This window comes from Dietzia sp. UCD-THP (genome assembly GCF_000349585.1).
In the GTDB taxonomy this organism is placed as follows: Bacteria; Actinomycetota; Actinomycetes; order Mycobacteriales; family Mycobacteriaceae; genus Dietzia; species Dietzia natronolimnaea_A.
In genome coordinates, this window is record NZ_AOSR01000002.1 from 136,063 (window position 1) to 157,523 (window position 21,461).

Here is a 21,461-nt window from a genome sequence, read left to right on the forward strand (position 1 = left end):
TCGCCCGTGTCGGTCGTAGCTGTTCGCAGGAGGGTGGAAGATGTCGCAGAGTGACAGGACGCGCGGGGGATCCGACGGGGGTCGGGACGACTCCGCGCACCGGCGCGGCTGGTTTCGACGCCACCCGGCCTGGACGACGCTGATCCTCGTCGTCGTCGTCCTCCTGGTGATCCCGCTCGTGATCGTCGGGGTGGTCTACAACCGCACCGAGATCCCCCGCCCGGGCAGCGTGGCCACCAACCAGATCTCCGAGATCTACACCAACGACGGGTCGACCATGATCGGGCGCATCGTCCCACCGGAGGGCAACCGGACCCTGGTGGAGGTCGATGCGATCCCCGTGCACGTGCGCAACGCGGTGATCGCCGCGGAGGACCGCAGCTTCTACACCAACGAGGGGTACGACCCCACGGGCATCGGGCGCGCGGTGATCGGGCAGATCACCGGCGAGTCGAGCGCCGGCGGTGGCTCGACCATCACCCAGCAGTACGTCAAGAACACCATGGTCGGTGATGCTCCCACCTACGAGCGCAAGGCCCGGGAGATCATCATCGCGGCCAAGATGACCAACGAGTGGTCCAAGGACCAGATCCTCGGCGCCTACCTCAACACCATCTACTTCGGCCGCGGTGCCTACGGCATCGCCGCCGCGTCCACCGCGTACTTCAACAAGCCGGTCGAGAACCTCACCGTCGAGGAGGGCGCGCTGCTCGCCGGTGTCATCCAGTCCCCCTCGGCCCTGGACCCGCTCAACAACGCCGTTGCCTCCGAGAACCGCTGGAACTACGTCATGGACGGCATGCGGGACATGGGGGCCATCGACGCCCAGCAGCGTGGCGCCGCGGTGTTCCCCCAGGTCGTGGAGGATCCCCAGGCGGTGGACCAGAACGTGGGCGACCCCACCAACGGTGCCATCAGGCGCCAGGTGTTGGCGGAGCTCGCGATGGCCGGCCTCGACGAGCAGATGCTCAACACCCGCGGGCTCAGGATCACCACCACGATCGACCCCGCGACCCAGGAGGCGGTGGTCCAGGCCGCCCGCAGCAACATGCAGGGCGAGCGGCCGGAGAACCGCACCGCGGTGGTCTCGATCAACCCCCGCACGGGCGGCGTGATCGGCTACTACGGCGGAGAGGACGCCGAGGGCTGGGACTACGCCAACGCCCCGCTGCAGACCGGCTCGACCTTCAAGATCTTCGGCGTGGCCGCCGCCCTCGAGCAGGGCATCGGGCTGGGCACCCAGATCTCCTCGGCTCCGGTGACCACCGGAAACGTCACCGTCACCAACGTCGACGGTCAGTCCTGCGGGTCGTGCTCGGTGTCGCTGGCGCTCAAGATGTCCCTCAACACCTCGTTCATCCGCCTGCAGAGGATGCTCGACAACGGGGCCAACGACGTCCGGGACATGGCCCACCGCGCGGGCGTCGCCAAGGAGATCCCCGGTCTGCCGTGGGAGACGCTCACCGAGCAGGGCGAGGACCCCTATGACGGCCTGATCCTGGGCCAGTACCCGATCCGGGTCCGCGACATGGCCACCGGCCTGGCCACGTTCGCGGCCGAGGGCGTGCACCGGCCCACCCACTTCATCGAGAAGGTCGAGACGGCCGACGGCGAGGTCCTGCTGGACAACACGGAGACCGAGGGGGAGCGGGTGGTCGACGCCGACGTGGCCAACAACCTCACCTCCGCGATGGAGCCGATCGCCGCGTACTCCAACGGCAAGTCGCTTGCCGGAGGCCGCCCCTCCGCCGCCAAGTCCGGCACCACCCAGCTCGGCGACACCGGCTACAACAAGGACGCCTGGTTCGTGGGTTACACCCCGTCCATCGCCACCGCGGTGTGGGTGGGGACCGACGACAACGAGCCCCTGCTCAACGCGTGGGGCGGGACGATGTACGGGTCCGGGCTCCCCGCGGACATCTGGAAGTCCGCGATGGACGGCGCCCTGTCCGGCACCGACTGGGAGAGCTTCCCGACCCCCGGGTACATCGGCGGTCAGGCCGGCGCGTCCCAGTGGGAGTCGGCCGGATCGGGGACCGGCACCACCGGGGGCACCGCCGGCACCCAGCAGGCCGTTCCCCAACCCAGCGCCGAGCCCGCTCCGGTGGAGCCCGCGCCGGCGCCCGGGGCCCCGGGTCCGCTCACACTCAACGTCCCGGGGCTGCCGGAGATCGTGATCCCGGGCGCCGGAGCTCCCGCCCCGGCTCCCGCTCCCGCCCCGGCCCCGGTCCCCGGCGGGGGAGGCAACGGCGGAGGTACGGGCGATGGGGCCGATGACGCGGGAGACGGCGGGGCCTGACCCGGATACCGTGCACTAGGGTGTGGTCGTGCAGAGCAACGGCTACCACTCCCCGCTGCCGCTGGACGAGGACCCCCGCTCGCTGAGCCCGCAGGACCGGGTACGACCTGGTGACGGGGCCGGCAGGACGGTGCTGGACGCGTGGGGTGGCCCGGTCGGCAGGCACGCGGTCGTGGGACGGCAGCGGTTCTGGACACCACTGCGCGTGATCATGCTGTTCGCGGTGCTGTTCCTGTCGCTCGGGTTCTTCTCCAAGGCCGCCTGCCTGGTCACCACCACCCCTACCGACGGGTCCGCGCCGGGACTCAACTGGACCGGGCAGCAGTACTACAAGGCCTGCTACGCCGATCCGCTCCCGCTCTACGCGGTCCAGGGCCTGGCCGCGGGCGAGCTGCCCTACCGGTACATGTGGGTGGACGACGACGGCGGCGCCCGCTACATGGAGTACCCGGTGCTGTCCGGGATGTTCCAGTACGTCACCGCCCAGGCCGCGCAGGCCTGGCACTCCCTCGCCCCCGGTGGCCCCATCGAGGTGGTCAAGTACTTCGTGCTCGGATGCGTGATCCTGGCGTTCCTATGGATGGTCGCCGTGTGGGCCACCTACCTGTCGGCCGGGCGCAGGCCGTGGGACACGCTGCTCATGGCGGCCAGCCCTCTGATCATCTTCCAGGCCTTCACCAACTACGACCTCATGGCGGTCGCGTTCGCGTCCGTGGCGTTGCTCCTGTGGGCGCGCAGCAGACCGGTGTGGGCGGGCGTCGTCCTGGGTCTTGGCGTGGCGGCCAAACTCTATCCGTTGTTCCTGTTCGGGGCGTTGCTGGTGGTGGCGCTCCGGCGGCGACGATTCGTCGAGTTGGGCAAGGCGGTCGCCGCCGCGGTGGCGGCGTGGCTGGCGGTGAACCTGCCCGTCATGATCCCGTTCCCGGAGGGCTGGAGGGAGTTCTTCCGGCTCAACTCGGACCGGCCCGCCAACCCCGAGAGCATCTACGCCGTCATGCAGACCCTGACGGGCTGGGCGGGCTTCGACGCCGGACGCGCCGCGGGCGAGGCCCCCGCCACACTCAACGCGGTGTCCCTGGCCCTGTTCGCCCTGGGGTGCGTGGCGGTGCTGGTCATCGGCCTCACCGCGCCCACCACCCCGCGGATCGCCCAGTTGGCGTTCCTCATCGTGGCGGTCTTCCTGCTCACCAACAAGGTGTGGAGCCCGCAGTACTCGCTGTGGCTGGTCCCGCTCGCGGTACTGGCGGTGCCGCGGGCCAGGCTGCTGGTGCCGTGGATGGCCGTCGACGCCCTGTTGTGGGTGGCACACATGTCCTATTTCCACGGGGTCGCCGAGAAGGGGATCGGGGCGGAGACGTTCCACCCGCTCGTGCTGGTGCGCGACCTGCTGGTGGTGGCCGTCTGCGTGGTGGTGATCCGCGAGATCTACCGGCCGCACCTGGACCTGGTCCGGCTGGCGCACCAGGGCGCACCCGAGGGGCCGGACCCCCTGGCCGGGGTGCTCGCCGATCCTGGGGAACCGCTGGTCGGCCCACCGGCCGGTGCCGGCGGCCATGACGACGACGATGGCAACGACGATGACGACGACGGGTCCCGCCGGGTCCGTCAGAAGGAGGACACCACCGGATGAGCACCACCGCGATGATCTGGATGTTCCTGTGCATCCTCATCGGATTCGTCTGCATGGTCACCGCCGCCGGCGGTCATCGTGCGGGCTGGCGCCAACCCGTGTGGATCTCCTGGACCGTGGCGGCATTCCTCTTTCTCACGGTGATACCCGTGGCCCTGGCGTTGACGATCGGCCTGCGGCACGGGTGAAATGTCTGCGTTAACAGGTCTCCCCGGGGGCTGATGGGGTAGATCGGTTCCAGGGAATGTTCGGGTTGCCTGGATTCGGGGGAGATTACGAAGGTGGCTGTGAAACGGATCGGTGTCGTCGAGGACCATTCATCGGTGGTGCTGGGGCTCGAGGTGATGCTCTCCGGTCACCCGGGGCTGGCGGTGGCCGCGTCGGCGGCCACCGTCCCGGAACTGTTGGCCCAGGACGTCGAATTGGATCTTGTGCTGTTGGACCTGCGTCTGTCCGATGGTTCGTCGCCGACGGTGAACGTCGAACAGCTTCGCGCGGCAGGTCTCGAGGCCCTGGTGTTCACCGGGGCGGAGAACCCCCATCTGGTGCGGCTCGCCGCGAAGGCTGGGGTCTTGGGAGTCGTGCGGAAGTCCTCGCCCGACGACATGGTGATCGAGGCGATCGTGACAGCAGCGCAGGGGCGTCAGGTGGTGACGACCGAGTGGGCGGCGGCGATCGACGGTGACCCGGATCTGCCGGGTGTGGGGCTAAGTCCTCGGCAGCAGGAGGTGCTCGCGTTGTACGCGTCAGGCGAGAAGGCCGACAGGGTCGCCCGGCTGACCGGTCTGAGTCCGCACACGGTCAACGAGTACGTCGGAAAGATCCGGGGGAAGTACTCTGCTGCGGGACGCCCGGCAGACACCAAGATCGAGTTGTTCAAGCGGGCTGTCGAGGACGGTTATCTCCCGGTTCCGCAACGCGAGGACCGATGAACAGGGGCTCGGACCGGAGGCTGGATCCGGCCGTCGCGGGCCAGAATACTGAACGGATCTCGCGGATGTTCGCGAGGTTCATCAGTGTCGGCTACCTCGCGTATCTGGTGGTCCTGTCGCCGTCCATCACGCTGATGGCATCTCGTATGGATCCGTGGTGGACGCCGACGGCGGTGATCATGGTGTTCGGCAGTGGGTTGCTGCTCGCAGTGCTGTCGTTCCGGGCCGATATCCGCCTGGTGCGCCGGGCCGCGGCTGCAGCGGCACTGCTGTACTTCGCTGCTATGGCCTGCTGGCCTGCGGCGTGGAATGGGCCTGACCTCCCGGCCCATGAGGTCGTGTGGCTCGCGATTCCCGGACTGGCGGCCTTGGCCGCGGCCATCGCCTGGCCCGCATCGGTGGCGTTCGCATATCTGATGATCGCGTGTGTGGGTGTGCAGGCGATGAACACCGCCGCTCGGGAGGAAGCGCAGGTGGCGATGTTCATCCCGGACACCATGTTCGCGTTCATCTACTCCACCCTGTTCGTCGGGGGCGCGGTGATGGCCCTGCGAACGGGGCGACTACTCGACGCCACCACGGAAGAGGCCCACACCGCGGCGGCCGACGCTGCGGCGGAGCGGGCCCGGGCGGTGGAGCGGGAGCGGTTCGACGCCCTCATCCACGACAACGTGATGTCGACGCTCCTCGCCGCCTCACGCGAACAGCCCCGGGAGCTCGTCAGCTCTCTCGCGGCATCGACGATCGCTCAGCTCGACGACTTCCGCCGGGGTGGAGGATCGAACGAGCCGTTCCCGCTCCAGCGTGCGCTGGCACACTTGCGGGCCTCGGCGGCTGATGCTGACGATCGCACGGATTTCATCGTCTATCGCAAGGGAGATCTGGAGTCGGTTCCTGCTGAGAGTGTCCGGGCGCTGGGTTCCGCACTGGCGGAGGCGGTCCGCAACAGCCGTCTGCATGCCGGCGCCGACGCCACTCGCACCGTGACCGTCACGGTGACGGACACCGGCATCAAAGTCCAGGCTCGGGACGACGGCGCCGGATTCGACCCCGCCACTGTGGCTCCGCACCGCCTCGGCATCGCGGTGAGCATCCTCGGACGCATGAACCGCCTTCCCGGTGGGTCCGCCGGTATCGACACCCGCCGCGGCGCCGGCACCACCGTGCACCTCGGGTGGCGGCAACCGTGACCCCACCCGATGACGTCCGAGATGTGCGCGAACTCCTGGGCATGCGCACCCACGCGGCAACCGCGATCGTGATCGCCTTCGTGGCGACGTTCGCGATCGTGGCCTGGGCGAACCGTCCCGCCGAGGGGGAATGGGCGGTAGCCGGAGCATGGCTGGTCATCTGCATCGGTGCGGTCGCGCTCATCAGGGTCCCCGGAGACCCGTTACCCGCGCCATGGACCGCCTACCTGACCGTGGTGGGCCCGATCGCCATCGCTCTGATCCTCATGGTCGTACCGGTCCCGATCATCGGGTTGTTACAGGTATGGCCGCTCGCTGCGGCAACCGCCGTCTACACCTACATGTGCGTTCGCGGCCGGACGCTCTGGGCATGGGTGGGGATGACGGTCATGATCGTGACCTGCATAGTGTGGGCCGAGATGACCGGGCAAGGCGCCGCCCACGGCCTGTCGATCTCTGCGATGAACCTCGCACCCGTGGCGATGGCGACCTACTTCGCCCTGACGATCCGGCCCGCCGCCCGCGACATTTACGCTCTCCGCCGCCAGACGCTCGCCCGTGCCGCCGCCGAAGCCGCCGACCTCGCGATATTGGAAGAACGGGACCGCCAACTCGCCCACCTGGACGATCTGGCCCGCCCGCTGCTCCACCGTCTCACCGAGAGCGAGCCGCTCGCCGACAACGACCATCGGGCGTGCGCGTTGTTGGAGGCCCACCTCCGGGACTCTCTCCGGGCGCCGGGCCTCGCCGGTCCCGAGCTCACCGCGGCCGCCCGCACCGCGCGCTCACGAGGTGTCGAGGTCGTCCTGCTCGATGACCACGGCCTTGACGCAGCCGAGGAAACGGCCCGTGAACGGATTCTCGCCGCTGCCTCTGACGCGATGGAGGGGGCGGTGAACGGAACGCTGACCATTCGCATCCTCCCACCGCGACGTGACGCCCTCGCGACCATCGTCCACACCACTCCCGGGGGGATCGCGCGACTGGAGTACGACCACGACGGCCACCCGGTAATCGTGAGCTAAGCAGCTCTTCATACCCCTGCTTCTGGGGGGTGGACCTGCCCCGCGTCGGCTCCTAGGGTTAGTGCCAAGGGCGCTGATCAGCAGTTTCCGGTAGCGCGAACGCTGCGAGAGGGCCTTGTACGGACTGTCGAACGCGCCTGGACCAGGGCGAAGCCGGATCTCGGTTTATCGGTACTATCAGGTCGCTCTCATCCGACGGAGGTCAATGTGACTGCCACCATTCCTTTTGAGCCCACGCGGGGGCCCGTGCGCCGGCCTGAGGTCCTACCCGGGCCCCGGCCCGAGCTCAGCGAGCGCGAGGTCGAGGTGCTCATCGCATGGCTCGCCTGCGACAGCAAGCGGGAGGTCACCGAGCGCCTGTTCCTCGCGGACTCCACCGTCAGCACCTACATCCAGCGGGTGCGGTCGAAGTACGACGCGGTTGGCCGTCCTGCCCGGACGAAGGTCCGATTACTGATCCGCGCGGTCGAAGACGGGTACATCGGGCTCGACGATCTCTGACGGCTCTCACGGGTCGGGCAGGCCGTCGGAGGGTCGCAGTGGCTTGAGAGGTCAGGCGGGGCCGCGGCCCCGGGGGATTTCGTTCGCCGAGCGCACGCGGGGTAGCCTTACCGGGTTGCTGACGCAACGACCCTCCTGCCACGGAGATCCCGTGGCCGAATCTGTAGTCCACAGGAGGTGATGAGGTCCCATGCGTCAATACGAAGTGATGGTCATCCTCGATCCGAGTCTCGACGAGCGCACCGTGGCGCCGTCGCTGGACACGTTCCTCAACGTGATCCGGCAAGAGGGCGGTTCGGTCGACAAGGTCGATGTCTGGGGCAAGCGCCGCTTCGCCTACGAGATCAACAAGCAGACCGAGGGCATCTACGCCGTCGTCCAGATCAAGTCCGACCCGGACGCGGTCAAGGAGCTGGATCGTCAGCTCGGTCTGAACGAGAACGTGCTCCGCACCAAGGTGCTCCGCGCCGACAAGTGACCCGGACTGTCCGGCTCGCCCGCTAACCTGGGCGTGGTCGGTCGAGCTCCGATCGCATCCACCTGAGCGTCAACACGGAGGACAAGCGCATGGCACAGGGCGACACCCCCATCACCGTGGTCGGGAACATCGTCGCGGACCCCGAGCTGCGGTTCACACCGTCGGGTGCCGCGGTGGCGAACTTCCGGATCGCCTCGACGCCGCGCCGCTTCAACTCCCAGACCAACCAGTGGGAGGACGGCGAAGGCCTGTTCCTCACCTGCAACGTGTGGCGTCAGGCCGCCGAGAACGTGGCGGAGTCCCTGCAGAAGGGGATGCGCGTCATCGTCAACGGTCGCCTGCGTCAACGGTCGTACGAGACCCGTGAGGGCGAGAAGCGCACGGTGTACGAGGTTGAGGTCGACGAGGTCGGCCCGTCGCTCAAGTACGCAACGGCCAAGGTCACCCGCACCAACCGCGACGGCGGCGGGGGCGGTTTCCAGGGCGGTGGCCAGCAGGGCGGCGGTCAACAGGGCGGCGGATACCAGTCCGGCGGCCAGTCGCAGGGTGGTTACGGCGGCGGCCAGCAGAACGACGACCCGTGGGGCAGTGCTCCGCGGGCCGGCGGTTCCGGTGGCTTCGGCGGCATGGACGACGAGCCCCCGTTCTGATCCCAGGGTCTTTTCCCTCGGGGCGCGGAGTGCGCCCCACCCCATATGCAAGAGACATGACCTCGCGAGAGTCCGGCCCCGGTCGGCTCGTCGGAGGAAAGAAAGGTAGACGGATCATGAAGCTGATCCTCACCGCCGACGTCGACAAGCTCGGTGCGCCGGGCGACATCGTCGAGGTCAAGGGCGGATACGGTCGTAACTTCCTGCTCCCGCGCGGGCTGGCCATCGTGGCCACCCCGGGCGCCGAGCGTCAGATCGAGTCGATCAAGCGGGTCCAGGAGGCCCGTGAGGTGCGCGACTCGGACCACGCCAACGAGCTCAAGCAGAAGCTCGAGTCGCTCGCGGACGTCAAGGTCGCGGTCAAGACCTCCGGCACCGGCAAGCTGTTCGGCTCGGTCACCGCGGGCGACGTCGCGTCCGCGATCAAGTCGGCCGGGGGGCCGGCGGTCGACAAGCGCGCCGTCCACATGCCCAAGGAGCACATCAAGTCGACCGGCGCCCAGAGCGTCGTCGTCGAACTGGGGCACGACACGACCGCCAAGGTCGCGTTCGAGGTCGTTCCCGCCTGATCTCCCACGAGGGGCCCCGGTCGTCGTCCGAGACGGCCGGGGCCTTCGTCATCAACGCCCGGGGGTTGTGGACCGCCTGTGGATAACGCCGGCGGCTAAATACAATGGTGTCGGTTCCGATACCGATAATGTTCATCTTTCGTTACCTATTGCGTCGACGAGGGGTTCGTGTTAACGGCAGCTCTCCACCGACCACCGGGGCGACAAAGTAGGGGATGACCAGCACGTTTGTTCATTCGCGACCGTGTACTCCACTGGTTGTCCACAGGTGGCCCGGCGTCGGCCCAGCGAATCGCACATTCATCCACAGTTGTCCACAGTCGGCCACCAACGATTGTGGAGAAACCTGTGGATAACTTGATGGGTGACTGCCGGGCGTGTCGCTCCGGTGGCCTACAGTGAACTGGTCACGCGGAGCAGGCGAGTCGGCTCGGGAGTACCGCACGCAAGGGCGTGAGGCGGAGAGGAGAGGTCATGGCGCAGGGGGTCTTCGACGGATCCGACGAGATGCCGCCTCCGCCTGACGAGGGTGGAGGCTCGGACTTCGGTCGCACACCGCCGCAGGATCTCACCGCGGAGCAATCGGTGCTCGGCGGGATGCTCCTCAGCAAGGACGCCATCGCGGACGTGGTGGAGGAGATCCAGCCGGGCGACTTCTACAAACCGTCGCACCAGGCCGTCTATGACGTGATCCTGGACCTCTACGCCCGCGGCGAGCCGGCGGACGCCGTCACCGTGGCCGCCGAGCTGGACCGTCGTGGCGATCTGCGGCGTGCCGGCGGCGCCACCTACCTCCACACCCTCATCTCCACGGTGCCCACGGCCGCCAACGCCGGGTATTACGCGCAGATCGTCTCGGAGAAGGCGATCCTGCGCCGTCTGGTCGACGCGGGCACGCGAATCGTGCAGTTCGGCTACTCGGGGTCCGAGGGCGCCGACGTGGCCGAGGTCGTGGACCGGGCGCAGGCGGAGATCTTCGAGGTGACCGAGCGCCGGACCACCGAGGACTACGTGATCATCGAGGAGCTCCTGCAGCCCACGATGGACGAGATCGACGCCATCCACACCGCCGGCGGGCTGAGCAACGGTGTCCCCACGGGCTTCGCCGACCTCGACGCCGTCACCAACGGCCTCCACGGCGGGCAGATGATCATCATCGCCGCCCGCCCCGGCGTCGGTAAGGCCCTCGCCCTGGACACCGTCCTCCCAACCCCGGACGGCGAGACGACCATGGGGGAGGTGGGCGTCGGCGACCGGGTGCTCGGCTCCGACGGGCAGCCGACCGAGGTGGTGGCCGTGACCGACGTGTGGGAGGACCGTCCGTGCTTCACGCTGCGGTTCAACGACGGCGCGGAGATCGTGGCCGACGCGGAGCACGAGTGGCGGATCGAGATGGGCGGCACCCACCAGACCGTCACCACCAAGTCCCTCGAGACGCTGATGCTGGTGAGCGACTTCGGGATCCTCGTGCCCGAGAGCGCCGGTTCGGGCCGAACTGACCGGCTGATCATCGACGTCCGGGGCGCGCACAGCGTGCCGGTGAGGTGCATCGAGGTGGCCGCCGACGATCACCTGTACCTGGCCGGCCCCACCGCGATCCCCACGCACAACTCCACCATCGGCCTGGACATCATGCGCTCGTGTTCCATCAAGAACGGGCTGTCCTCCGTGCTGTTCTCCCTCGAGATGAGCAAGACCGAGATCGTCATGCGCCTCATGAGCGCCGAGGCGCGGGTCAAGCTCTCCGACATGAAGTCGGGGAAGATGAGCGACGAGGACTGGACCCGCATGGCCCGGCGGATGGGCGAGATCTCCGAGGCGCCGCTGTTCATCGACGACTCGCCCAACCTCACCATGATGGAGATCCGGGCCAAGGCCCGCCGGCTCAAGCAGAAGCACGACCTGCGCCTGATCGTGGTGGACTACCTGCAGCTGATGTCCAGCGGCAAGAAGGTCGAGTCCCGCCAGCAGGAGGTCTCCGAGTTCTCCCGCCAGCTCAAGCTGCTGGCCAAGGAACTCGACGTTCCCCTGATTGCCATCTCCCAGCTGAACCGAGGCCCCGAGCAGCGCACCGACAAGCGGCCCCAGGTCTCCGACCTCCGCGAGTCCGGCTCGCTGGAGCAGGACGCCGACATCGTCATGCTGCTCCACCGCCCCGACTCAACCGAACGCGACGACCCCCGCGCCGGCGAGGCCGACCTGATCCTGGGCAAGCACCGCGGCGGCCCGACCTCCACCATCACCGTGGCGCACCAGCTGCACTACTCGCGGTTCGTCGACATGGCGCGGGGGTTGTAGTGCCTGTCGGTTGCCAAACAGTTTGTCAGTTTGCCAAACCGGTGTCAGCAGCGTGCCACGAGTTTGTCAGTGGTGGCTGCAAGTCTGGCAAGCAATACGGCGCGGATGTAGCGTCCCCGATCGAGCTAGCGACCTGTTGAGTTCGACGCAAGAGTCGGATCTGTCTTCCCCTGACCGCGCGATGCCCTCAATCTTCTTGACGAGCCGCCAATCCATTCCCTTTTCAGGATCGGTAGACGGATACGCGCCGCGCCTACGGAGAAAGGGCACGGCGGCCCTGGCTATTTCTTGACGCCGCTGAGGTTCTTCTTGATGAGAATCTGGGCTACAAGGTGTCCAGACCCGCCGTTGAGTCCGGCGCCGGGGTGCGTGGAGGCACCGACGTGCCAGACTCGGGGCACGTGCGTCTGGTGCGAGGCGTGCGGCAGTGGTCGCCATAGGAGGTTCTGGTCCAGCTCCGACGAACCGCTGTACGGGTCGCCCTTGACGGCATTGGGGTTAGCTGCGGCCAGCTCCGGTGGAGTGATGGTGTCGATTTTGAGGATGGTAGAGGTCAAGCCTGGCGCGTGCTCCTCGAGCCTGTTCAGGACGCGGTCAACATAGGCTGCGGTCGTTTCTTGTGACCAGGTGCCGTCGACATCGATGGTTCCTCCGGCGTCGCCACGCGGTTGCCAGGGTGCTTCCTGCAGTTGAAGCCAGAGGGCACCTTTGCCTTCGGGCACACGGTCCGGATCCAGGATCTGCTGGCGGCCGACAACGATTGTCGGTTCGGTGGGAAGGAGGCCGGCGTCAGCTTGCGCGCATGCGATTCCGGTGCTCGCCGAGCCATCGCTGACGTGAACGAGTGGAACGTCGGAAAGTCGTTCGTCCGCGAACTTCAGGGGCCGGTCCAGGGCGACATGAATTTGGATGGCCGCCCGACCGTACCGGTACTGCTGTGCTTCTCGCTGGATTCTCGGTGGGACGTCACTGAGCAGCGTCCCGTACAGTGCTTGCGGTGTGACGCTGGCGAGTACAGCGTGACGTGCGCTCACTAGCCCTTTGTCGGTAACGACTCCGGTAGCCTGCTGGTCGGCCACGGTGATGGATTCAGCAGTTCTGCCGGTCATCACCGTTACTCCGAGCTCGGCGAACAGGCTCTCGAAGGCGGCCACGAAGTTTCCTGCGCCGCCAGCCACGATGGGCAGACCAAATCCGTGCATCGTGGCGGCGAGGACCGGGATCATCATCCCGCCGGAAGCGTTGTCGGGCGACATCCCGGCGTGCAGTAGCCATGGCGCCCAGATTTGGTCCGCTTCGGTACCGTTGAACCGTGCCCTTGTGAATGACCGCCCGCTGGTCAGTGCGTCGCGGGCGAGCATTTCAACACCGTCGAGTTTCTGCTTGCGCAGTGCATCGAAACCCAGCTTCGCAAGGGTCTTCTTCGATCGCAGGTCTGACCCGAGGGCCCCGAACACTGTGCCTGAGCGTGCCCCCATCTCATCCAGCATCGCCACGTACGCATCTTGGTCGTGGGCTTCGGCGAACCCTTCGGCCGTGCGCTGGGGGTCTCGATAAGCGACCGAGGTAAGGTCGCGGGCGACGCTCCCAGTGAGGGCAGCGTCGGTGTTTCGATACTCGAGTCCGTGCGCATGGAGTTTGTCGCCGATTGCGGCGTAGGCGCCGCCGGAGACGAAAAGCGGATGCCAAGAAGAATAGATGTCATGTTCATATCCGGGCAGCGTTCGTTCGCCTGAGGCAATGAATCCACCTAGATTCTCATTGCGTTCAATGATCGCTACACGCCAGCCAGCCAAACCGAGCTCGGCGGCCGCGACGAGGCCATTTACGCCAGATCCGATCACAACTGCGTCAAAAGGTTCCATGATCTGTGCTCTCGCTTCCACTCGTTCCGCTGGCTCCAGGCTGCGTGTTGCAACCTCGGGCTGACTCTCCTTGGCGACGTCGGAGCGCCTGTTGAATCAGGCGGGCTGAGCACTCGACATGTGATGGGTACCGTTCAACCGCTCGTGCCCGACGCGTGTTCGATTGCTGATCGTCAAGTGCAGGAGTTCTGTGTTCAATGATCGGGCACCGGCGGCGTTCCCGCGGTCGATTTCGTGCATCGGGTCGGTCTTCGGCGGAAAGTGGCCGGAGCGCCGCGGAATTTGGCTGTGACGCGCATCTCCAGGGATCCTAACGTGAGATGCAGCGCACTGGCCTGCGGGTTTAAGAGGAGCCGAGTTCGGTCAGAAGAAGCTATTCCTGATTATGCAGACGGTGAAACACCGCATAGGAGGAATTGGCCATGGCAAAAGTGCCTACCGCACGCAGTGATCATCGCTCTCTGGCACCGAGGAACGGCAGTCGCTCGCGGCGTCGCGGTCGCGGACCACTTGGTGGACCGTCCGCTGTGTGCCTGGGTGCTCAGTAAGCGGCGCCGAGCTCAATTAGGAGTACGCCGCCGACAATGAGGATGACGCCGAGCCCCATCAACCAGGTAAGGGGCTCCCTGAACAGGAAACGGCTGATGATCGCCGTCAACGCCACCCCAGAGGCGGCCCAAATTCCGTAGGCGACACCGAGAGCCATGCCGGCGGCCAACGCCAACGACAGCATCGTGAACGCCAGTAAGTACCCGACGGCCACGCCCGCGTACCAGAGCTTTTTGTCCACAGCGATGCGCAGTGAGATAGTGCCGAACACCTCAAATGCGATGGCGGCGATGAGAAAGAGCCAGGTCATCGGGCCACCTCGCCCTTCTTGTTCTTGTGTCCCATCTGGGCGCCGAGTTCCACACACAGCACTCCACCGATTACGACGACGGTGCCGATACTCATCAGCGTGGTCAGCGGCTCATTGAAAAACACCATCGACAACAATGCCGTCAACGCGACCCCGGATGCGCCCCAAATACCGTAGGCGACACCAAGGGCCATTCCTGTGCGCAGTACCAGAGCCAGGAACACGAACGCCCCCACATAGCCGATCACGACGACCGCATAGAGAGCAGGCGCATTAAGCGCGGCCTTCAGTGACAGCGATCCCGCGACCTCCAATAGGATCGCGCCGACCAGCAACAGCCACCCCTTCGCTTGTCGGCTCACTTTGCCCCACCTTCGTCCAGCAATCTCATCGCAGCCGAATACACTGCGTCTTCCCCATCCCCGCGAACCGCCTGAATGCCAAGTCCTTTGTTGAACCACGCCCCGTCAGCCAGGAGCCTGGCGGCCCGCAGCGCACCACGCTGCCGGGGTGTCCCTGTGATCTCGGTCCCGAACCACGGGTCCATGCGTTGCGTCCACTGGGCTGCCAGCATTTCCCTCAGTCGGACGTCGACCAGCAGCGCAAGGTCGCTCTGGTCGAACTCTCCCGTCACCGCGTGCTCCACGTAGGCTCGCAATCTTTCGGCTGGGCTGCTGTCCTCTCCTGCCTGCTTGCGCAGCACTGTCAACCACCGATCTGCGATCCGGTCCACCACCGCCAGCACCAATGCCTCCTTAGTTTCAAAGTGGTGCACTACCCCTGGCTTCGTCAGGCCAGCCTCGCGCGCAACAGCATCGATCGTGAACGGCTCACCACGGCGCAGCACTTCGATCGCATCATCAAGAATCTCCGGTTTCGTGGCCATGCCACCACCCTACCGACCATATGGTAGGTCAGAGAGCTTCGACCGTCGTGGGCTCCAGATAGCCGGGTCGGAGTCGCTGTTGAGGATCGTCCAACGCGACAGCGATCCTCTGCTCGTGGACAGAAACGCGATCCGACAATGAGCCGACTCAGGTGCCGTTGTGAGTCTCCCCGGCGCGGAGGTTCTCGTGTGGGGTGGCGCCGAACTGGCGGCGGTAGTCCGCAGAGAATCTCCCGTAGTTGTAGAACCCCCAGCGAGCGGCGACGGCCGTAGCGGTTGTGTCATGTGGGGAGGACTGGATGAGTTCGTGGCGGGCTCGCTCCAGGCGGACCCGGTGTCGGTATCGCATTGGCGTTGTGCCGACATGGCGGGTGAACCCGTCTTGGAGTGCACGGACGCTCAACGCCACTTCGCGGGCGAGATCGGAGACGGATGCGTACTCGAGCGGATTCTCCTCCAGTGCCTCGACGGCCGCGCGGATCGGTCGGGGGCCGGTGAAGCCAGATGGCGCAGCGAGCGCTTCTGTGTAGTTGCTCGGGATGGAATGGATCAGACTGCTGACGGCCATTCGACTGAGGTGGTGTGCAGTTCGCGCGCGCTCCAGGACGCTGGCCTGTCCAAGTTCCATGCGGAGCAGGGTCATTATCGATTCCAACGCGCGAAAGGTGCCGACTGGGGGGTGGGGGTCGAACCGAATCGGTTTGAGCACTGTCCGCCCGAGGGTTTGTGCGATCTCGTCATGGACCAGCTGTGGGGCAAACCGCAGGGACGTCGCACTAGTGTCACTGAAGTAGTCGACGGCCGCGTCTTCCCCCGCAGAGACGACCACGCACTGGTGGCCCTCGGTGGCGATCTCCCGGCCGCCGAGTCGCGAGACAACCTGGCCGGTCGTGGAGATTAAGACGCTGTAGAAGGGGTTCTCTGGCAGGAGCATGGACGCGGTCGAGATGGAGAAGTTAGCGAACCACAGTCCAGGAAGCTGATGCTCTTGGAACCGGACATCAACGACCCTGTTCAGCGGCGGTGAGTCGACCCGCGCGTCTGGGTAGACCTGGCTGAGCCGGGTGGACAACTCCGCAGGATCGCTTGTGGTGACTGTCACTTCGGTCGGTGTGGGGGTGTTGTCGGCCGTCGAGGTCAGATGGGCATTCATGGTGCGCGTCACCCTTGATTGGAGTGATGAGTATCACGCATCAGTGTAGTCGCGGGTGTCGCCGCCATCAGGTGACTGGCCTCCCTTTGTTAAACGGGCAGGCCGCGGGACTGCCCGGGGTGTCACCGCGGCAGCCGTTTCCGGCGGGGGAGGGTAGTGCCTCGGACTAGTTGTTCCGCCGAGCGCTGGCCAGATACCGCGTTGACCCCTGCACCTGGCCACGTCGATGCGCCGGCGAGGTAGAGCCCGTCTATTGGCGTGCGGTAGCGCGACAGTGACATCGAGGGCCGCATGCCGATGAACTGGTCGAGGTGATGGCTGCCCGAGACCGAGTCCCCGCCGTGGAGGTTGGCGTTGCCGGATTGCAGGTCGCTAGGGCTCTCCGCCGCATGTCCGATGACTGACTCAGTGACTCCGGGAGCGTAACGTTCGAGTTTCTCCAGGATTCGCTGGACGAACGGCTCGGTCGCTTCGTCCCACGACCGGCCGGTGAGGTCGCCACCGGCGCCGTGCGGATTCGCGTCACCGGTGATCTCAGCGGGGACCATCCGGACTTGAATCCACACCGCGTGAAGCCGATCGTCCTCGCTGGTGTTGCGGCTCGGGTCGACGGTACTTGTTTGTCCGACCACTAACAGCGGTTCGTCAGGAAGAACCCCGGCGAGGGCCTGTTGGTAGGTGCGGGCCATGTCGTCGACGTAGGGCCCAAGATGCACGTAGGCCGAGTCCGCGAGACGACTGTCTTGCCATGGAATCGGACCCGAGAGTGCAAGGTGAAGCATGAAGGTCCCGGGCCCAAAGCGGAAGTTGTCGGCGGCGAGAGCCATCGAGGAAGGCACCGGCTGGTTGCGGAGCAGGCGGTGGACCACGGCCGGCAGCGTGGCAGTGGACAGGATGCCGTGACGGGCGGTGATGTGTTCCCCGTCTGCGAGTCGAACACCCTGGACACGCCCGCTTGCCACTTGGATCGACTCCACGGCCTTGCCGGTGTGGATAGGCACACCGCGGGTGGAGAGCATTGCGGCCAGCGCACGGGGAAGGTTGGAAGCCCCTCCTTTGACTACATTCATTCCGTGTTCGGCATCGGCGTACATCTCCAGCAGTGGGAAGATCGCCCCGGCCGCGACATCGGGAGCGAAATCGACGTGCATGCCCCATGCTGCGGCCATTGATCGGGCCTCTGGAGATGCGAAGTATCTCTCGCCCAGCGAGCGGGTAGTGGAGGTCATGACCTGCAGGAGTTCGGACACGCTGGTGTGCTGCCGTTTGAAGAGCACCGAACGGATCACTGACGCGGTGCTGCGCGACGGGAAGACGTTGCTGGATAGCGGGCCGTAACTGCTGGCAACGTCGGCGAATACCTCGCTCAGGCGACGCCAGCCCTTGGCATCCCCTGGATCGTGCTCCTCCCACATGCGCTGGTTCTCGTCGGCGTCGTCGGAGATCCGGATACTGGGTGCGTTGGGAAACGCCGAGGCATACGCGTGGCGACAGTGTGAGAACTCGAGACCGGCCGAGGACAGCTCATCACCGTAAGTGGCATAAAACGGTGAACCGAGGAAGAGGTTCATGTTCATGGCGTAGCGGTCGTGCACGAGACCGGGGCGCACTAGTTCACTGCTGCGGACCGCGCCGCCGATCTCGTCAGCCGCCTCCACCACAACGACCTTCAAACCCGCATCGGCGAGCGTGATGGCAGCGACAAGGCCCTGGTGGCCTGCACCGATGACGACGACGTCGGTTGTGGGCATCAAGATGTCTCTGTTCTGCGCTGGTGACCGCAGGGCGGTCGACGGTGGTGAATGTACTGGGTGCTCTGGCGTGGCTGCGCTGGGGCAGCCACGCCAGAGGCTGGTATCAACGCCAGTCGGCGAGATTGTCGGCGAGGTAGTCGGAGAAGGTTCGCGCCGGTCGTCCGGTGAAGCGTCGCACCGTATCAATGCGAGGGTTCAACAGGCCGGTGTCGTACATGAAATGCAGTCCGACCAATGAGTCGGCGACCCATCCGGGAACGCCGTCAGCAACGAAATTGGCGCGCGCTTCATCAACTGAGACCTTGCGATACTCAATGCTTGTGTCGAGCGCCTCGGCCACCTGGGCGGCGCACCCCGAGTAGGTGACTTCCTCGGGACCGGTGATGAGGATGGTCTCGTTCTGGTGGTTGTTCTCGAGCAGGACCTGGGCGGCAACTGCGCCGACGTCGCGAACATCAATCATGGTGATTCCGGCGTCAGGCCGCACGGCGGCCTCCATGATCCCGTTCGCTCGGATGCGACCGGCGAACTGCACGGCCATGCTCTGCATGAACGAATGTGGGTGCAGGATGGTGTAGTCCAGCCCGCTGGCGGCGATGTAGCGGTCGTTGACGACGTGCCAGCGGCTGAATCCGCAGGGCGAGTCGTCTGCGGCCGTGTAGACCGACAGCTTCACAATGCTGTCGACACCGGACTCTACGGCTGCGTCGACGAGTTTGTTCTGAACTTCGACCTGATCTTCGGCCGGCGGGGTCAACATGAACAAGCTGGTGACTCCCTGCATGAAGTCACGGACGTCCTCGTCGTTACGAACGTCGCCAATTACGACCTGCACGTTGTCGCCGCTCAGTTTCTGTGCCGATTCGGGACTGTGCGCGAGGGCCTTCACCGGGACATTAGCCGCGGTCAATACCTCCATCAATGGTGCGCCGACCTGACCTGTGGAACCGATAACCCCGATCATGGGATTCCTTTCGTTGCCGTGGCGGCTTGCCACGGATTGGTCCGCAGAATGCGAACCGCGTGTAGTGGATGAGTGTGCTTAGTTCGGTTAGAGGGCCGGCCGCTTTTTCCGGCCCGTGGTCACGTGACCGGTGCCGTTATCGCGTGCGCCGCCGACGGCCGCAGTGTATGAGAAAGCGCGTCGGCTGCTTCGGCGCCCGCACAGGTGGAGTCTTGGGTGTGAGTGGCCCAGGCGACGTAGCCGTCGGGGCGGACGAGCGCCGCGGTGACTGCCGTCCAGCCGGCTGTATCGATTGCGTCTGCATCAGCGGCTACCGTGTGCACATCCTCGAGACCTTCGAGTGTGAGGTCGTCGCGATGAAGCAGCACAAAGCGGGGACGATCGAGCTGATCGAAGAGGCTCTGTCCGGCAGGACTGGTGAGCTGCACGTCGGGAGCGCGGGTGCCAACGATGGGAAGAGAACCCTCGGGCGCCAGGTAGCGCACTGCCAGCCCCGACAAGCGTAGGGCGAGTTCGTAGTTCATCTCTGTCACCGAGCCAATGAGGTCGTTAGTCAGTGTGCGTAGACCTTGATCGCCCGGGGCGAAGGCTTTGATTACTGCGGTCTGAGCCTGACTGGTGGTCATCAGTGCTTGCCCGACAGGGTGGCGATCTGCGTGATAGCCCTCGAGGAGGTCTTCGTCGGCCGTTCCGTTGATGACGTGACCGAGCCGCCAGCCAAGGTTCAGCGCGTCCTGCAGGCCGATGTTGAGTCCGACTCCGCCAGCGGGGTAGTGAATGTGCGCTGAGTCGCCGGCCACGAAAACCCGCCCGTTTCGGTACTGCGACGCGAGCCGCGACGCGTCCCCGAACCGGGTCAACCAGACGGGGTCACGCATGCCGAAATCGTCTCCGGCCGTCCGGATCACCGTCTCTCGGAACTCGTCGAATTCGAGCGGGCCCTGTGGATCTTGGCGGGCAAGGTCGATGCCTGACACTCGATAGAAGCCACCGGGAACCGGTGCGACGAAGATGGCGCCGTGTTCACCGTGGCGAACGAAGCCGCGCTCGGGCGGAGAGTCGAGGTAGACCTCGCCGAGGAAGGACCAAAAGGTGACCTCTGAGCCGGGAAAGTCGATGCCGGCCGATTCGCGGACCACACTTCGGCCGCCATCACAGCCGACCAGGTACTCGACCTGTTCGGTGTAGTGCCCGTCGGGGCCATCGACCTCCAGCGTCACCTCATCGGCGGACTGACTGGCTGAGATGACTCGGTGCTCACGACGCAGTTCCGCGCCGGCCGAAAGGGCTGCGGATTCGAGCGTGTTCTCGGTGCCGACCTGCGGGTAGGCCAGCACGAATGCGTATGGGCTCGGCAGTTTGGAGTAGTCGATGCTGTTCGGCAGCATGGCGTAGTGGTGCCGGGGCAGCCTGATGCCGCCAGCGAGCATGTCGTCGGCCAATCCGCGCATGGTGAGGATCTCGATCGTCCGGGCGTGGATGCCGAGGGCCTTGGAATAGGGAGAGCGTTCAGCTGCTGCTTCCAGCACGACTGTGCGCACTCCCTGCATCTGCAGTTCCCGGGCGAGCATGAGCCCGACGGGGCCGGCTCCGGCGATGGCTACTGTGGTCACGGCGTTCTTCCTTTTCGCAGGACGCCTCACCCGACTGCGCCTCGTAGCGCGCAGTCGAGTAGAGGTGTGGCGGTGGGTCGCTTCAGGTAGTGGGAGAGACGGGGTCGCGGAGTTCTCGTTTGAGGAGTTTCCCGCTCTGGTTCCTGGGTAGGGCATTGACGAAGTGGATCGACTTGGGCACCTTGAACGGCGCCAGCAGGGTCTTCGCGTGCCCGGTGAGTTCGGTGTCGCTGACCTGCTGGTCGTCCCGGACCACGACGAAGGCGGTGACCGCTTCGATCCAGCGGTCATCGGGTATTCCAACGACCGCAACCTCGGCGACCGCGGGGTGCTCGTAGAGGGCCTCCTCGACCTCGCGGGGTGCAATCATCACGCCGCCGGAGTTGATGACGTCCGAGAGGCGATCGACGACAGTGATGTACCCGTCGGCATCTTTGGTGACCAGGTCGCCGGAGTGGAACCATCCGTCGCGGAAAGCTCGCTCGGTGGCTTCAGGGTTGTTCCAGTAGCCCAAGCACAACTGCGGCGACTGGTAGAGCACCTCCCCGGGCTCCCCGGGTTGGACGTCGTTCCCGGAGTCGTCGACGACCCGAGTGGTGACGAACAGGACCGATCGTCCGCACGATGCTGGCCGGGCGTCGTGTTCCTCAGGACGCAGCACGGAGGCCAGCGGGCCGATCTCGCTTTGGCCGAAGCAGTTGTAGAAGCCAGCGTTCGGCAGTGCCCGCCGCAGTTTCGCTAGCACTGGTGTGGGCATGATCGATGCGCCGTACTGTGTTAGGGACGTGCTTCGGA

At 65.9% G+C, this 21,461-nt stretch carries 20 protein-coding genes; 11 read left to right on the forward strand and 9 right to left on the reverse strand.

All coding sequences use genetic code 11. The annotated features are described in order from the left end of the window. Positions 1–40: 40 nt before the first annotated feature. From H483_RS21165 to dnaB, 11 genes are all read left to right on the forward strand, one after another. Positions 41–2,299 (forward strand): transglycosylase domain-containing protein, encoded by a 2,259-nt coding sequence (locus H483_RS21165; protein WP_017835237.1) that lies wholly within the window; start codon positions 41–43, stop codon positions 2,297–2,299. Positions 2,300–2,327: 28 nt separating this feature from the next. Next, a complete protein-coding gene (locus H483_RS21170) occupies positions 2,328–3,929 on the forward strand; it encodes a glycosyltransferase family 87 protein (protein ID WP_238556192.1) in 1,602 nt (533 codons plus the stop codon). Then, positions 3,926–4,117, forward strand: a complete 192-nt coding sequence (locus tag H483_RS21175; RefSeq protein ID WP_017835239.1) for a hypothetical protein — start codon at positions 3,926–3,928, stop codon at positions 4,115–4,117. Before H483_RS21170 ends, H483_RS21175 begins: the two co-directional genes overlap by 4 nt. Positions 4,118–4,273: 156 nt before the next feature. After that, positions 4,274–4,861: a LuxR C-terminal-related transcriptional regulator gene (locus H483_RS21180; RefSeq protein WP_193746829.1), complete on the forward strand. Its 588-nt coding sequence runs from the start codon at positions 4,274–4,276 to the stop codon at positions 4,859–4,861. Further along, the gene (locus H483_RS21185) at positions 4,858–6,051 is read left to right on the forward strand and encodes a hypothetical protein (protein ID WP_017835241.1); all 1,194 of its coding nucleotides are present in this window, start codon (positions 4,858–4,860) and stop codon (positions 6,049–6,051) included. Before H483_RS21180 ends, H483_RS21185 begins: the two co-directional genes overlap by 4 nt. Further along, positions 6,048–7,076: a hypothetical protein gene (locus H483_RS21190; RefSeq protein WP_031264378.1), complete on the forward strand. Its 1,029-nt coding sequence runs from the start codon at positions 6,048–6,050 to the stop codon at positions 7,074–7,076. The genes H483_RS21185 and H483_RS21190 overlap by 4 nt, the downstream gene beginning before the upstream one ends. A gap of 207 nt (positions 7,077–7,283) precedes the next feature. Further along, positions 7,284–7,577 (forward strand): LuxR C-terminal-related transcriptional regulator, encoded by a 294-nt coding sequence (locus H483_RS21195; RefSeq protein WP_238556193.1) that lies wholly within the window; start codon positions 7,284–7,286, stop codon positions 7,575–7,577. Between the two features lie 190 nt (positions 7,578–7,767). Continuing rightward, the gene (gene rpsF, locus H483_RS21200) at positions 7,768–8,055 is read left to right on the forward strand and encodes a 30S ribosomal protein S6 (RefSeq protein ID WP_031264380.1); all 288 of its coding nucleotides are present in this window, start codon (positions 7,768–7,770) and stop codon (positions 8,053–8,055) included. An 89-nt stretch (positions 8,056–8,144) separates the two neighbouring features. After that, on the forward strand, positions 8,145–8,705 hold the full coding sequence (locus H483_RS21205; protein ID WP_017835245.1) for a single-stranded DNA-binding protein: 561 nt from the start codon (positions 8,145–8,147) through the stop codon (positions 8,703–8,705). A gap of 116 nt (positions 8,706–8,821) precedes the next feature. Continuing rightward, entirely contained in the window at positions 8,822–9,274 is a 453-nt protein-coding gene (gene rplI, locus H483_RS21210; RefSeq protein WP_017835246.1) for a 50S ribosomal protein L9, read from the forward strand. A 507-nt stretch (positions 9,275–9,781) separates the two neighbouring features. Then, a complete protein-coding gene (gene dnaB / locus H483_RS21215) occupies positions 9,782–11,572 on the forward strand; it encodes a replicative DNA helicase (protein ID WP_193746830.1) in 1,791 nt (596 codons plus the stop codon). Between the two features lie 281 nt (positions 11,573–11,853). Here dnaB and H483_RS21220 read toward each other — a convergent pair whose 3' ends face one another. From H483_RS21220 to H483_RS21255, 9 genes are all read right to left on the reverse strand, one after another. Beyond that, positions 11,854–13,437 (reverse strand): NAD(P)/FAD-dependent oxidoreductase, encoded by a 1,584-nt coding sequence (locus H483_RS21220; RefSeq protein ID WP_031264381.1) that lies wholly within the window; start codon positions 13,435–13,437, stop codon positions 11,854–11,856. 541 nt (positions 13,438–13,978) lie between these two features. Continuing rightward, positions 13,979–14,296, reverse strand: a complete 318-nt coding sequence (locus tag H483_RS21225) for a multidrug efflux SMR transporter (protein ID WP_017835249.1) — start codon at positions 14,294–14,296, stop codon at positions 13,979–13,981. Further along, positions 14,293–14,658 carry a multidrug efflux SMR transporter gene (locus H483_RS21230; protein WP_017835250.1) on the reverse strand — a complete coding sequence of 122 codons (366 nt, stop codon included), beginning with the start codon at positions 14,656–14,658 and terminating at the stop codon, positions 14,293–14,295. The genes H483_RS21225 and H483_RS21230 overlap by 4 nt, the downstream gene beginning before the upstream one ends. Then, positions 14,655–15,182, reverse strand: a complete 528-nt coding sequence (locus H483_RS21235) for a TetR/AcrR family transcriptional regulator (protein ID WP_017835251.1) — start codon at positions 15,180–15,182, stop codon at positions 14,655–14,657. The genes H483_RS21230 and H483_RS21235 overlap by 4 nt, the downstream gene beginning before the upstream one ends. Positions 15,183–15,330: 148 nt before the next feature. Beyond that, positions 15,331–16,335, reverse strand: a complete 1,005-nt coding sequence (locus tag H483_RS38070; RefSeq protein ID WP_017835252.1) for an AraC family transcriptional regulator — start codon at positions 16,333–16,335, stop codon at positions 15,331–15,333. A gap of 122 nt (positions 16,336–16,457) precedes the next feature. Further along, complete coding sequence (locus H483_RS21240) at positions 16,458–18,086, reverse strand: NAD(P)/FAD-dependent oxidoreductase (RefSeq protein ID WP_017835253.1); 1,629 nt, start codon at positions 18,084–18,086, stop codon at positions 16,458–16,460. Positions 18,087–18,192: 106 nt separating this feature from the next. Then, entirely contained in the window at positions 18,193–19,053 is an 861-nt protein-coding gene (locus tag H483_RS21245; protein ID WP_061917307.1) for an NmrA family NAD(P)-binding protein, read from the reverse strand. A gap of 119 nt (positions 19,054–19,172) precedes the next feature. Then, positions 19,173–20,666 carry an FAD-dependent monooxygenase gene (locus tag H483_RS21250; protein ID WP_017835255.1) on the reverse strand — a complete coding sequence of 498 codons (1,494 nt, stop codon included), beginning with the start codon at positions 20,664–20,666 and terminating at the stop codon, positions 19,173–19,175. A gap of 82 nt (positions 20,667–20,748) precedes the next feature. Next, on the reverse strand, positions 20,749–21,461 hold a 713-nt coding region (locus H483_RS21255), incomplete at its 5' end, for an AMP-binding protein (RefSeq protein WP_031264386.1).

Coding starts and splice junctions, on each gene's coding strand:
- H483_RS38070 (WP_017835252.1), bottom strand. CDS start 16,335: ATGAATGCCCATCTGACCTCGACGGCCGACAACACCCCCACACCGACC.
- H483_RS21235 (WP_017835251.1), bottom strand. CDS start 15,182: ATGGCCACGAAACCGGAGATTCTTGATGATGCGATCGAAGTGCTGCGC.
- H483_RS21185 (WP_017835241.1), top strand. CDS start 4,858: ATGAACAGGGGCTCGGACCGGAGGCTGGATCCGGCCGTCGCGGGCCAG.
- H483_RS21220 (WP_031264381.1), bottom strand. CDS start 13,437: ATGGAACCTTTTGACGCAGTTGTGATCGGATCTGGCGTAAATGGCCTC.
- H483_RS21180 (WP_193746829.1), top strand. CDS start 4,274: ATGCTCTCCGGTCACCCGGGGCTGGCGGTGGCCGCGTCGGCGGCCACC.
- rpsF (WP_031264380.1), top strand. CDS start 7,768: ATGCGTCAATACGAAGTGATGGTCATCCTCGATCCGAGTCTCGACGAG.
- H483_RS21240 (WP_017835253.1), bottom strand. CDS start 18,086: ATGCCCACAACCGACGTCGTCGTCATCGGTGCAGGCCACCAGGGCCTT.
- H483_RS21245 (WP_061917307.1), bottom strand. CDS start 19,053: ATGATCGGGGTTATCGGTTCCACAGGTCAGGTCGGCGCACCATTGATG.
- H483_RS21165 (WP_017835237.1), top strand. CDS start 41: ATGTCGCAGAGTGACAGGACGCGCGGGGGATCCGACGGGGGTCGGGAC.
- dnaB (WP_193746830.1), top strand. CDS start 9,782: ATGCCGCCTCCGCCTGACGAGGGTGGAGGCTCGGACTTCGGTCGCACA.
- H483_RS21205 (WP_017835245.1), top strand. CDS start 8,145: ATGGCACAGGGCGACACCCCCATCACCGTGGTCGGGAACATCGTCGCG.
- H483_RS21175 (WP_017835239.1), top strand. CDS start 3,926: ATGAGCACCACCGCGATGATCTGGATGTTCCTGTGCATCCTCATCGGA.
- H483_RS21225 (WP_017835249.1), bottom strand. CDS start 14,296: ATGACCTGGCTCTTTCTCATCGCCGCCATCGCATTTGAGGTGTTCGGC.
- rplI (WP_017835246.1), top strand. CDS start 8,822: ATGAAGCTGATCCTCACCGCCGACGTCGACAAGCTCGGTGCGCCGGGC.